At 56.9% G+C, this 12,589-nt stretch carries 12 protein-coding genes and 3 pseudogenes; 8 read left to right on the top strand and 7 right to left on the bottom strand.

All coding sequences use genetic code 11. The features are described from left to right. Positions 1–2: 2 nt before the first annotated feature. The 5 genes and pseudogenes from G6L97_RS23975 to G6L97_RS23995 all read right to left on the bottom strand — a co-directional run bounded on the left by G6L97_RS23975 (position 3) and on the right by G6L97_RS23995 (position 4,216). Positions 3–572, bottom strand: a complete 570-nt coding sequence (locus G6L97_RS23975) for a sugar dehydrogenase complex small subunit (protein WP_065706041.1) — start codon at positions 570–572, stop codon at positions 3–5. A 519-nt stretch (positions 573–1,091) separates the two neighbouring features. Beyond that, positions 1,092–1,253 (bottom strand): annotated as a pseudogene (locus G6L97_RS28255) (transposase); the annotation flags it as partial. A 27-nt stretch (positions 1,254–1,280) separates the two neighbouring features. Further along, on the bottom strand, positions 1,281–1,952 hold the full coding sequence (locus G6L97_RS23985) for a YoaK family protein (protein ID WP_065706042.1): 672 nt from the start codon (positions 1,950–1,952) through the stop codon (positions 1,281–1,283). Between the two features lie 199 nt (positions 1,953–2,151). Then, on the bottom strand, positions 2,152–3,741 hold the full coding sequence (locus G6L97_RS23990) for a GMC family oxidoreductase (RefSeq protein WP_174003993.1): 1,590 nt from the start codon (positions 3,739–3,741) through the stop codon (positions 2,152–2,154). 271 nt (positions 3,742–4,012) lie between these two features. After that, a complete protein-coding gene (locus tag G6L97_RS23995; RefSeq protein WP_065706044.1) occupies positions 4,013–4,216 on the bottom strand; it encodes a tautomerase family protein in 204 nt (67 codons plus the stop codon). Positions 4,217–4,606: 390 nt separating this feature from the next. Here G6L97_RS23995 and G6L97_RS24000 point away from each other — a divergent pair, with 390 nt between their 5' ends. Then, positions 4,607–5,398, top strand: coding sequence for a LysR family transcriptional regulator (locus tag G6L97_RS24000; protein WP_211391360.1), 792 nt, complete (start codon positions 4,607–4,609; stop codon positions 5,396–5,398). 368 nt (positions 5,399–5,766) lie between these two features. Here G6L97_RS24000 and G6L97_RS24005 read toward each other — a convergent pair whose 3' ends face one another. After that, on the bottom strand, positions 5,767–6,663 hold the full coding sequence (locus tag G6L97_RS24005) for a LysR family transcriptional regulator (protein ID WP_065706046.1): 897 nt from the start codon (positions 6,661–6,663) through the stop codon (positions 5,767–5,769). A 142-nt stretch (positions 6,664–6,805) separates the two neighbouring features. Here G6L97_RS24005 and G6L97_RS24010 point away from each other — a divergent pair, with 142 nt between their 5' ends. The 4 genes and pseudogenes from G6L97_RS24010 (at position 6,806) to G6L97_RS24025 (ending at position 9,350) form a co-directional block, all read left to right on the top strand. Next, positions 6,806–7,405 (top strand): nuclear transport factor 2 family protein, encoded by a 600-nt coding sequence (locus tag G6L97_RS24010; protein WP_065706047.1) that lies wholly within the window; start codon positions 6,806–6,808, stop codon positions 7,403–7,405. Between the two features lie 119 nt (positions 7,406–7,524). Next, positions 7,525–8,478, top strand: coding sequence for a ring-cleaving dioxygenase (locus G6L97_RS24015; RefSeq protein WP_065706048.1), 954 nt, complete (start codon positions 7,525–7,527; stop codon positions 8,476–8,478). A gap of 43 nt (positions 8,479–8,521) precedes the next feature. Further along, positions 8,522–8,886: pseudogene (locus tag G6L97_RS24020) on the top strand (hypothetical protein); the annotation flags it as partial. A gap of 44 nt (positions 8,887–8,930) precedes the next feature. Continuing rightward, complete coding sequence (locus G6L97_RS24025; RefSeq protein WP_065706050.1) at positions 8,931–9,350, top strand: DoxX family protein; 420 nt, start codon at positions 8,931–8,933, stop codon at positions 9,348–9,350. Here the strand turns inward: G6L97_RS24025 and G6L97_RS24030 are convergent. After that, positions 9,260–10,159, bottom strand: coding sequence for a LysR family transcriptional regulator (locus G6L97_RS24030; RefSeq protein ID WP_065706051.1), 900 nt, complete (start codon positions 10,157–10,159; stop codon positions 9,260–9,262). The genes G6L97_RS24025 and G6L97_RS24030 overlap by 91 nt on opposite strands. A 97-nt stretch (positions 10,160–10,256) precedes the next feature. Between G6L97_RS24030 and G6L97_RS24035 the strand changes: the two genes are divergently transcribed. From G6L97_RS24035 to G6L97_RS24045, 3 genes and pseudogenes are all read left to right on the top strand, one after another. Beyond that, positions 10,257–10,883, top strand: a complete 627-nt coding sequence (locus tag G6L97_RS24035) for an NADPH-dependent F420 reductase (protein WP_065706130.1) — start codon at positions 10,257–10,259, stop codon at positions 10,881–10,883. A gap of 117 nt (positions 10,884–11,000) precedes the next feature. Continuing rightward, entirely contained in the window at positions 11,001–11,699 is a 699-nt protein-coding gene (locus G6L97_RS24040; protein WP_198927207.1) for a hypothetical protein, read from the top strand. Positions 11,700–12,006: 307 nt separating this feature from the next. Next, positions 12,007–12,399 (top strand): annotated as a pseudogene (locus G6L97_RS24045) (AraC family transcriptional regulator); the annotation flags it as partial. Positions 12,400–12,589 lie beyond the last annotated feature (190 nt).

The following is a 12,589-nucleotide window of genomic DNA, read 5'->3' on the forward strand; positions in this document are numbered from 1 at the left end:
GATCAGAGAACCTCGGGGCTGTTCACGGGCATGCGGCTGATGCCGGGTGGCAGCGCGCTCCACCACATGGGGCCCTTGTTGCAATAGGTTGGGACCGTCAGGCCATCAGCGACGGGCGCGTACATAAGCGCGTCCTTGTAGGCGACGACGACCGGGCCCTTCTGGGTGTCCACGGTACCTTTGTACCAGGCTGCGATGATGCGCATCAGCGCGCCGTCGAGGCCTGCCTCAACAGCCGCGTCCTTTAGCCCCCGTGGGCTCAGGCCGAGAGTGGCGAAGCCGACGAGGCGGGTGATCTCTTCACCCATCCCGTCGCCGGAAAGAGCCTCGAACATGCGCTGGGCAGTGTCGGGCGATAGCTCGGCCCGCCCTGTTGCGATCCGAGATAGGTTGAGAAAGTCCCTGGCATCGTCAGCCGGATCCGCGATAGCCTGTGGCGCTGGTAGCGCGGCGAAGCCGAAAAGGAAGAAAGCGGCGCTGGTGAGCAGGGTGCGGCGGGAAACTGGCCTGGCTGTAAACGGCGCGGAGCGGGGCAGGGCTCCGCTGACGCCAGAATGTCCTCTAGCGATCAAATTTGATCCCTCTTATAGACCGAAACGATATGTGTCGGCATGGAAAATCCTAACGTTCTTAGAATAGATCCAGAAGCGGTGGCGATATAGTGCGTGTTCAGTCTACTGACTGTAGACCTCGCGGATATCCGGCGCGTCGGGGGCAACTGCAGTAAGCGACCGAGATCGGATCGCGGGTGACGGCGACCGCTTTGGCGAGCGCATGGCAGGCAGGCAACGCCTTGAATCCGAAGATGGTGAGAACGATGGTCTGTCATGTCGGAGGACGGGATAGGGCTCCGTGTGTGCGGCATTCACTGATCGGACCCAATTAAACCCGGAGTGAGCGAGGGGACAGGTTGTTTGATACTATGGGGATTTAGCCTAAGTAGTGGATCGCATTTTGCATGGTTGAGCCTTGCCGGAGCCAATGAACAGGTCTGACAGAAGATTTTTGTTGGCTGGCTGGCAGACCGCCTGGATCGGGTCCGCATACCCGTGATGTAATGGCGTCGCAGCAACCGGGGCACTGGTGCGTCAAAGGTGGTGGCTTTGGTCCAGCTTCAGTTGTTGACGGCCATCGGCAAGCAGGGCGCAACAACGAATGCGATTAAATCCGTCGGGAAGGGTGTGAAGCAGGATGCGACGGATGAACTCGTGGGCATCGAGCGCCATTACCTCCTGCCTCCCGGCCGTTCGATATTATAAGCCTCCGGTCGGTCGGGGCATTCAAGCATTGGTGCGAACCTGAATGCCAATGCCAACAAGAGTGAGAATCGGCGGCAGAACGAAACACCACATTCCAAACTGGATGTACGTGAGCGCCGCCAAGGCGCAGCCCAACGCAAAGGTTGCAACGGCAATAGCGAGTCGGACAATGCCTGACTTGATCGGAGCAGGGTCCACCCCAGCGTTTGGACTAAGCAACGCTGCGACATCCAACATGATCTGGGTGGTCGTTCCCGTCATTAGCGTCGTGGGAGGAGCACCGTTTAGGCGCACGCGATGAAACCCATTTTGGATAGCCATTGCCGCAACAATCAGCATGCCAGTTGTGATCAGAGGCATGCCGTCCGGATTGTCGAATTTGCCATAGTGGATCGCCAGCGCCGCCGCTGCAGACAGCAGCAGGAACTGAACGCAGAGCATAGTCACCACCGTTCGCTTGCCTGACATCGAAATTCTGAGCGACGCCGTGCGCGCGATGAGGATTGCCACGCAGAAGACTGGCAACGCCAACAATTTGCTGAGAATGCCTGTACTACCGTGAGCGATAGCGGCACCGATCATTACAAAATTACCAGTTACGTGAGCAGTAAAAAGGCCATTCAGAGCAAGAAAACCTGCAGTGTCGACATACCCACCGATGAAGCTAAGGAGTGTCGCAAGGGGATTTTTCATTCAGCGCTCCAGATAATACTTGGTCCCCGATATCGCCATATGGCGGTCATTAGCATGATGCCGGGACTGGGTGGGGTTATAGACGACGGGAAGCAGGCGGCGTCAGCGGCCGCCTGCTCTTGACGCCTTGCTTACACACGTCCCATGAACGCTAGCCGCCTCGATGGCCGGTTTGTGTCCAGACACGTCGTCCTATCTGTCAGGCCTCGGCGGCGATCAGCTCCGCTGCCCGATATCCGATGAAGACGGTCGGGGCGATGGTGTGCCCGCGGATGAGGCTCGGCATCACCGACGCGTCTGCCACGCGCAGACCAGCCACTCCCTTCACCTTGAGGTCCGGCCCCACGACCGCGGCGTCGTCGTCGGCCGCCCCCATTCGGACCGTCCCAACCGGATGGAAAACAGTGCCGATGTCCTTGCGCACAAAGGCGGCAAGTTCCTCGTCACTGGCGTCCTTCGGAGGAAACACGGCTTCCGCCCATGGTGCCAGCACAGAGGCCTGGGCTACGCGCTGCGCAATGCGCAGCCCGCTGACAAGCGTGCCGATATCTGCCGGATCGCTCAGATAGCGAGGATCGATGACAGGCTTGGCATACGGGTCGGCCGAAGCCAGACGCACTGTGCCTCGGCTCTTGGGCTGTAGCAGCACCGCTCCAATGGTAACTCCCGAGCGGCTTTCTGCATCGCTCACGTTTCCGAACTCGCCCGGCGACGTATTGTACGACAATAGAAGTTCGATGTCGGGAACCTTGGCGTCTCCGAGCGTCGCCCAACCTACTCCGTTTTCAGGGAAGTAGTTCGCCCGGCCCGTGTGATCGTTCAGCCATTGATTTGCATCAGTGTCGGACAAGCCCATTGGGACGGAGCCATCAACACCCGATTTGGCCAACGTGTAGGCGTGCGAATAGATGTGATCCTGCAAATTTGCACCGACTGCCGGTGAATCGACAAGGGTCGTGATGCCCAGAGTTTCTAGATGCGCATGCGGACCGACGCCGGACAGCATGAGGATTTGCGGTGTGTTGAACGCGCCAGCTGAAAGGATGACCTCGCGACGCGCGCTCAGGGTGCGAACGCCGTCGCCATCGCGGATCTCGACCCCCGTGGCTCGCCCTTCCTCGATCACCACCCGCAGGACATGGGCGTCCGTCATGATGGTGAAGTTGTCGCGCGCACGAACCTCTGGCGTCAGGAAGTCGTCGGCGACCGTGCTGCGAACGCCGTTGCGGAACAGCGTCTGGTAACGATCTGCCACAAACGGATCGGCCCCAGCAGAATCACCGAGCGTACCCAAACCGATCTCGACGAAGGCATCGCGAAGTTTGTCCGAGAGATCAGTCGGCGTGGAAATGTCCTCCATGTGGATGGGACCATTCTGGCCTCGCAGCGTATCAGGTCCGCGGTCTGTACTCTCGACCTTGCGGAAGGTTTCGACCGCCGCCGCACCGGTCCATCCCGAGGCGCCGGCCGCTTCCCATGCGTCGTAGTCTTCAGGCCGACCGCGCAACCATGCCCCGATGTTGAGGACGTTCGAACCACCCACTGCCCGACCGCGTGGGTGGGCAATGCTGCGCCCCCCGAGTCCCTCTTGCGGAACAGTCGCATAGGCCCAGTTCTTGTCGGAATTCCACGTTCGGACGAAGCCCCCCTGACTGCGGCCAATGTCATTTGGGTTCTCGTCTCCCGCCTCCACGAGGGCTACCGTCACCTTGAGATTTTCGCTCAGCCTTGCGGCCAGTACTGATCCGGCAACGCCTGCGCCTACAACGATATAGTCAAACTCGTCCATTGGGGTTCCAATCTGCTACAGAGGTCAGAAAGAGCGCCGTCCTCGGCGCGTTTGTCAGTCACCGCTCGCATGTAGGCGGTGGCCAAACGGCAAATGTTCTTTAAAGGGAGATGTGTGGCCGGGTCGACGATTGCCGCCTCTGCCTCCACGGGCCTTGCAAACCTAACGATAACGTTCAGGTCTGATGATGTATTGCAGCGAGGCGCTGTGTTCTAACGGAGAAGCTGCGGAATCTCCGTTGGCAAGCAAGCCGCCTTTATTTTTTTCGGGATCAGCCCTTGGGATCCGTCGGCGGCTCACCGAACAGCTTTCCTGCGCCAGCCCAGTCACTGGGAGCAACATCCTCGAAAATGACGTAGATATAACTCGCGTCGGTTCCCGTGTTTCGAACAATGCTTTCAGTGATTTCTGCTGCGACTTTCTTCTTCTGTTCGTGGTTCTTGCCTTCGAACCAACTCACTTTGACGACCGGCATAATACATTCTCCTTCATCTCTGTGCCCGACCGCGTCTCGATCAGGGCAAATGACATTGTGATAATTTTATTGTATCTGCATCGCCATTAAAGGGGCATCGACAGCGACTCTGTGTAGACTTATGTTCGTCAATCGGCCGACGGACGCGCTTCGCGGCCACCTCGTCGCGAAGCGGGAAGGCGAGCCTCGGGGGGGTGAGCCTTTCGGAGAATGACCAATCAAGGTGTCTGGGCCAAGAGCTTCCTGGAGTGGCGCAGCAGCAGAAAGGATTTAAATGGGGCAAATAGATCATCTCGCCGGCGTTCAGGCCTTCGTCGAGGCAGCGGATACCTGAACTTCACCGAGGCCGCGCACGCGCTGGGTGTAACCAAATCTGCAGTTGGCAAGAGCGTGAGTCGCCTCGAGGCCCGGCTTGGCGTCGAACTCATTCACCGCAGTACACGCCGTCTTGTGCTGACCGCCGACGGAGAAGCTTATCTCGCCGTCGCACGCCGGGCACTTGAGGAGATCAGTGCGGCTGAAACCTTCCTATCGAGCGGGAACAGCGTCATTGCGGGAAGGTTGCGCGTCGACGGGCCCGCGGCTTGGGGCCGCGAGGTCCTTTTGCCGATCCTGACCGAGATTGTACGGGAACATCCCGGCCTGCATCTTTCCATGACCTTCACGGATCGCATCATCGATCCAGTCGAAGAGCGTGTCGATCTTGTCCTACGGTTCGGCGAAACCGCGGACACTACCGGCCTCATCACGCGAAAGCTGGCTGAGCAGCGCGCGCCGCTGGTCGCGGCACCGTCATATCTCGCGCGAAAAGGAACCCCCAGCAGGCCGGAAGACCTTAACCGCCACGATTGTATCACGGGGGTTAGGCGAGATGTGCCGATCGGCTACAGGATCGCACGTGGATCTAGCCCGATGGAACGTCTTCCGGTCGTCCCGACGCACGAAATCGGCGACGGCTCGGCAGTGGTGGAGGCAGCCATAGCCGGACTCGGGATCGCACAAATGCCCTGGTCGCTGGTTGCAAAGGAACTGGCTGACGGGCGATTGGTCGAAGTCCTGCCCGAATATGGAACCGTGCATGTCGGAATATATGCATTATGGCCCAAGACCCGCCATCTGCTGGCACGCGTGCGCCACGTCGTGGATGTTTTGTCGGAGAAGGGACAGCGAGGCGCGCTTTAAGCCGCCAGCGCATTCTGATCATTAACAATTCTTGTGAAAGTGCCGAATACGTGCCCGGGCAGATGCCGCCCACAGGAGAATGGCTGCGACCCGAAAGCCGTGGTGAAGGCGGGGGTATTGCTGGAATAGCGAGGAAAACGCGAAGCCCCGGTCTTGGTATCTGGATATTGCCGATGCTGCAAAGGATGCAGAAATAGCTTAACTTAATACATCGATGCGAAGCAGACATTCATTCTGTCCGGGTCACTGCATGTTATTGGTTCTCTGCCAGAATGTGAGATTCGTGCATTCAAGATTTCATATTAATCTTTTCTGCCACCAAGTGATGGTCGCCCGGAGAGGCGTGACCTGCGCGTTTCCGCCTTTCCTTATCGCGACAGTTCCTTTTTCAAGGCGTCGATGAACAGTTGAGTTCGCAGCGGCAGCAGCCTGCGTCCAGGGATGATCGCCCAGATCGGTATCTCTGCCTGCTGCCAGTCTTTGATTACGCGAACCAGAGCGCCGGAACGCATGCTTTCAGCCGCGAGGTGATTTGCCAGCGGTGCGATCCCCGCGCCATTCAACGCCATATGCATCAGAATGCCCGGTGAGTTGGCCGTCACCCGCGCCTGCAGGTTCCCCTCCCAGGTTTTATCCTCCGAAACGAGTCTGAGACGCATCGGCTCCCCGATGCGCTGCGTCAAATGCAGGACTTCATGCGAACCGAGATCGTCGGGCGAGTCTGGGATACTGTGTCCAGTCAGATATCCCGGCGAAGCATAAAGGCCCATATGGATGGTGCCGACACGCCGGGCGGCCAGGGTGGCATCATCCTGGAGATCACCGATCCGTACGGCCAGATCGAAATTCTCGGCAATCAGGTCGACCCGGCGGCGGGAGACATCGACATCCACCAAAATCTTCGGATGCGCCACCATGAAGCGGGTGATCAGAGCCCCCAGCATGTCGCTGGTGAAATCGGTGGGCATCGAAAGGCGTAGGTGTCCGCTGGGCTCCAATGTGCGACCCTGTATCAGATCGGCAGTCGCCTCGACCTCCGCCGCCACATGTTCTGCATGTACGAGAACGGTTGCTCCAAAGTCAGTCAGAGTCAGTGTTCTAGTGGTCCTTTGAAGGAGCTTTTCGCCAAGCTGGTTTTCCAGCATCATGACCCGGCGGGAGATGGTCGAATGTGGGACGCCAAGTTGCTCTCCGGCTTTCTTGAAACTGCCTTGACGCACAACTGTCGCGAACATGACAAGGTCATTCGGATCGGGTCGGCCCATTTTTTATATCCATTTTGACGCGTTCTATTATCTCATTTATGGGATTTCGAAACCCATTTCCATGACTTTATCTTATCTGCGGGTTTGATAGTTTCTCCCCATCGGCGGCGGAAAGCAGCCGCCAACCAGATGGAGAAAGCTCATGTTCAAGATTGCTCACCGTAAATTTCTCGTCGGCGCACTGGCACTTGCAACCGGCCTGTCGGCTGTGACTGTTGCCGCAGTTTCACCAGCATCTGCGCAGACGGCTGGCACCGAAGCCCAGTCTGCCGCATCGCTTGCAGTTGTCATGGACTTCCTGTCGAACACTGCCCCTGATAAGGTCGAAGCCGCTGCAAAGCGTCTGGTGGCCGAAGATGCGACATATGTTTCGCTGAACTTCGACAACCCTGAACTGAAGAAGATCGAACCATGGACCGGCACCGCGAAGGGACCCTCTGCCTATAGCAGCACCTTCATGCGCGTCGCCAACTATTGGAAAATTGAAGACTTCAGCGTCACCGATAAGATCGCATCTGGCGAAGACGTCGCCATCTTCGGTAGATTCACCTACCGCTCTGTTGTGGTTGGCACGGTGTTCACATCGCCCTTCTCGATCCATGCTAAGGTCAAGAACGGCAAGATGACATACTTCCAGTTCATGGAAGATACCTACGCCTCGGCAAGCTCGTTCCGCCAGTCCGGTTCCTGGACTGTCCAGACCACCGAGGGCTCCGCACCGTTCACGGTCGGCGGCAAGTAATCGGCTCTCACCAAATCTCATTATCTTCGAAAATCGTCAGTGCTCATAGTGCTGGCGGCGAAAATTCCAGCAGGCCCTGACCTTCATGGTTTTTCGGTCTGCCGCTCGGGAGACAATCGATGGACCTTCAGCTCACAGGCTTTCACCACCTGACAGCAATCACGGCAAACGCAGCCGAGAACGCGCGGTTCTACACGCAGACGCTCGGCATGCGGCTGGTCAAAAAAACCGTCAATCAGGACGATACGACTGCCTATCATCTGTTCTATGCGGACGGCGTTGCCACACCTGGCACCGATCTCACATTCTTTGACTGGCCAGTTGACCGCGAACGTCGCGGCACCCACAGCGTCTCCAGAACTGGGCTTAGGGTCACAGGACCGGACACCCTGACTTATTGGGAGTCCAGGTTTAAAGAGTTGAAGGTGATGTCTGGAGACGTAGTCCAGATCGATGGCCGTGCGTCGCTTGATTTCGAGGACGGCGAAGGCCAGCGCTTCCGGCTGGTCGACGATGGAGGGCCAGCGCCCGCGAATCCTTGGGACCGCAGTCCGGTACCTGCGGAATATCAGATCAAAGGCCTTGGGCCGATCATCATGAGCGTTCCCGATATTACAAACACCGAGCTGGTTCTGACACGCGTGATGAACATGAAGGAAGTCCGCTCGTACGGCTCTCCTGACGGAAATGGGGATGTTCATGTGTTTGAAATGGGCGAAGGCGGCCCGTCGGCAGAACTACACGTCGCCGTCCAGGCTGGGTTGCCAGCCGCTGGACAAGGTGCTGGCGCCGTCCACCACGTAGCATTCCGAACGCCAGATGAGACGCAACTGAAAGCTTGGACGGAGCGGCTGAACTCCGTTCGGCTGCCATCGTCTGGGGAAGTCGAGCGGTTTTATTTTAAGTCGCTATATTTTCGTGAGCCGAACGGCGTGCTGTTCGAGATCGCAACAGACGGCCCCGGCTTTGCGGTCGATGAACCACTTGAGACCCTTGGCGAAAGTCTGTCTCTTCCACCATTCCTCGAACACAAGCGCCAGCAGATCGAAGCAAGACTGAAGTCGCTTATCTGAGCGGCCTCGGGATAATTCCAGACTTCCAGAGGGAACCAATGAAATGTCCAAGATCCTCGTCCTCTGTTTCGTCCCACGGCCAAATCGAAACCACGGCTTATGCCGCCGCAGAAGGTGCGAAGTCGGAACGCGCCGATGTTATCGTCAAGCGCGTTCCCGAGCTAGTTCCGGATGATGTTGCCAATTCCTCTTACTTCAAGATGGACCAGCTAGCTTCCATCGCGACTGCAGAAAAGCTTGCGGAGTACAATGCGATCATCGTCGGCGCGGGTACGCGGTTCGGTACTGTCGCCGCGCAGATGCGCAACTACCATAATTAATGGCGATGAATCACGCCAGCCATCGGAAGTCGAACTCGAAGGTGCTCGGTTCCAAGGCGCGCATGTCGCGAGGATCACGGCCAATCTCCCGGTGGCCTTAATCATGGCGAACTCTTTCTCTCGGAGAACACAATGGAGCAGCAGATCGCCTTCTACAGACCCTTTGCCCTATCCGCGATGCGGATTTCGCTCGGGCTGGTTATCTTTTCGTTTGGAACAGCGAAGATTTTCAGCTTCCATTCTGGTCAGTTTACGCCTCCGCCGGGATCACTCCCTTGGCTCGCGGGACTGATCGAGCTGATAGTCGGGTTCTTTTTTGTGATCGGTTTTCAAACCCGGATCAAAGTATTTGTCCTCAGCGGTCAAATGCCGGTTGCCTACAGCATGGCCCATCTTCCGATGAGCTTTTTCCCAACGGAAAACGCTGGATATGCTGCGGCAGTTTTTGCCTTTGTATTCTTCTATTTTGTGTTTGCCGGTGCGCCGAAGTTTTCAACCACGAAATCAAGGAAGCTTCTCAATTTCGGCGTCAACCGCCGATCCGGCGCATAGAGGACATGCAAAGGCCGTGTCGGCACATGGTAATCTCGCAGGAGCGCAACCAACTGGCCGTTGTCGAGATAGTCGCGCACAAGTTCCAGTGGCTGCAACATAATTCCCAGGCCTTCCAAAGCCGCGCAAAGGAGAGGCTCCCCATGATCTGCCACAAGCCGACTTGTGACGGGGATGATTTGTCGTCCATCTGGGCCATCAAAAGTCCAGTGGGTGCGCAGTTCCGTGTGGGAAAAGCCAAGGCATTCGTGCTGCGCCAGATCCTGCGGCGACGCCAAGGGTGGTGCTTTTTCCAGATATTTGGGCGATGCGCAAAGAGCGAGCTGATAGGGAGAAAGCCGTCTGGCAATCAACCCGCTGTCCGAAAGCTCTCCCACCCGAAACACGGCATCATAGCCCTCGTCGATTAGGTCCACTGCGCGATTGGCCAGTGTCAGCTCAACCGACAATTCGGGGAACATTTTCATGAATTTGGGGAGGAGTGGGGAAAGGGTGCGCATGCCGAAGCTGACAGGGGCGTTGATGCGCAGGCGTCCTGCAGGCACTGCGCGTGTTTCTTCCGCCATGCTTTCCGCCGTCTCGACCTCTGCCAGGATGATTTTCACGCGCTCATAGAAGACCCGGCCGAAATCGGTCAGACTCTGTCTACGCGTCGAGCGATGGAGAAGCTGGACACCCAGGTGCTGCTCAAGCTTCTGGACATGTTTGCCGACAAGCTGAGATGACATCTGCAATGCTTCGGCCGCGGCGCTGAATGAGCCGCAGTCCACGGCTCTGACAAACACTTCCATTCCCGTAAGACGATCCATTCAAAACATTCCGTTTCAAGTGATGCGATGATCGTGCGATTTATCTGTCTTTGTTTCAGAGGCAAAGTGTCTTTAGTCGAAAAGAGAGGATATGGAAATGAAAGTCGCAGTCATTGGAACAGGGAACATGGGCTCTGGATTTGCCCGGGCATTTGCTGCTCGAGGCGTTGATGTCGTCATGGGTCACCGGGATCCGGCCAAGGCCGCATCACTTGCCGCCGAAATCGGCTCGCATGTTGAAGGCGGGGGTATTGCCGCTGCTATAAAGCTTGCGGATGTTGTTTTGTTGGCCCTGCCGTACCAGGCCGTCGCTCCAGTTCTGGCAGAAGCCGGGGACCTGAAGGGCAAAATCCTGATCGACATCACCAACCCGATCACTGCCGACTACAAGGAATTGCTCTTGGGTCACACAACTTCCGCTTCCGAGGAAATTCAGAAGCTCGCAGGTGGTGCCCATGTCGTGAAAGCATTTAACACGATATTTGCGGGCCTGATTTCGCCGGAGGCCCGGACGGGCAAGACGCTGCAAGTGTTTGTGGCCGGCGATGATGAGGACGCAACGGCGAAGGTGCGCAAATTGGCTGAGACGTTGTCGTTCGAGCCTATTAATGCCGGCCCGTTGAGCAACAGCCGCTTTCTAGAACCGATAGGAGAGATGAACATCCACTTCGGCTTTTTCCTCGGTATGGGCCCGACGGTAGCGCCTGCCTGGGTTCGCGTTTGACAGAAGATGCCTGATGGAAAGCAATTTTGCGGTCCATCAGGCATCCAGCCTAAGCAAATTATCGTGGAACTGCGCTTAACTTACGTCGTGGCTGCGATACGCAACTGGAGGAACACAATGAATTTCGTACGTACAGTGCCACTCGCCATCGGAATGCTTTTTGCGGCCGAAGGCCACTCAGCAGGAACTTCTGCATCACCCGCCGTTGGCGACTTCACTCTTTCGGGTGTTTCGCTCGAACAGTCGAGCTACAAGGGTGAACCAGCCTTCAGGATGGCGATGCCATCTGAGGCTATCCAAGACCCGCAGAAGGAAAAGCTTTCGGACCGGGACTTCATGGCATGGCTGCCTCAAGATTTTGGTGATGGCGTCATCGAGATCGAAGTGGCAAGTGAACTGGTTGAGAATGCTCCAGCATACGCACGTGGGTTTATCGGCCTTACTTTCCGTATCGACAAGGACGGCCGCTTTGAAAGCATCTACCTGCGCCCGACGAACAGTACCGCGGACGATCAGGTGCGGCGCAACCACAGTGTGCAGTATGTAGCATACCCAGACTATCGTTTCGACAGGCTGAGGCAGGAATCACCTGAAAAATACGAGAGCTACGCGGAGCTTGACCTAGAACGATGGATCCATATGAAGATCCTCGTATCCGGAGAAAGGGCAGAACTCTATCTCGACGGTAGTGAACGACCTGCTTTGATTGTCAGCGATCTAAAACTGGGAGCTGGTCAACGAGGCGGTGTGGGCGTCTGGCTGGAATCCGGCACGCTGGCCTATTTCCGAAACCTGAAGGTAACCCCTGCTCCTTGAAAAAAATTGGACGGGCCAAGGGCCCGTCATGTTACGGCAATGCGGAAAGCTCAGCCTACACCTGATGATCTCTATCAGGTGTAGGCCTATGAAGTTCGCAAGCAACATTGTCCGTCTTTTTCTACGATATCTCTATCCGATCATCGTTCTTGCCATTCTAGTGGCTGGGCCTTTAAGTATTTTGCTGCTCAGGTGACATGCGGGATGCGGACGAAAACTTGGACCACCAGGAGGTAGTTCATGTATTCCCATACAGACAGAATTCGCGCGGTCGAGCTGTACATTAAGCTCGACAAGCGGGTTTAGGATCGGCGACACGATCAAACGCTTCATAGCATGGCGCAAAGCCACGGGCCTGAATCCGAAGACCAGTTTGACTTTCAACATCTTCCATTCCAATCCACGTGTGACGTCTCCGGACGAGTATCGGCTGGACCTTTGTGTCAGCACTGATCAGCCGATCAAGACGAACGAAGAGCATATTGAGGCGGGCATGATCCCCGGCGGCCGTTGCGCCGTGCTGAAAGTCGCCGACAATACTGATGATCTGGAGCCTGCCGCGCTTTACCTCTGTCGCGATTGGCTGCCGGCCAGTGGCGAGGAAGCGAGGGATTTCCCCCTGTATTGCCAGTACCTCATCTTCTTTCCGGAAGCACCTGAACATGCGGCAGTGGCAGAGCTCTTCCTGCACCAGAAATAGCGAACCTCTGTGGCGGCTTGTCCGTTTCCGTCCACGGCGGCGGACAAGCAGCTTTCAACCCAAATCTCCCGATCCGGCTCAACAGCGCGTTCGCTGAGCGTGGGCATTCCATCAGGCGATATTATAGCGGCCTTCACCGGATGGCTACTCCGCAACAACAGAAAATGATGGTGTGGAACGGCCCTTCGCA

It is taken from the genome of Agrobacterium tumefaciens (assembly GCF_013318015.2).
In the GTDB taxonomy this organism is placed as follows: domain Bacteria; phylum Pseudomonadota; class Alphaproteobacteria; order Rhizobiales; family Rhizobiaceae; genus Agrobacterium; species Agrobacterium tumefaciens.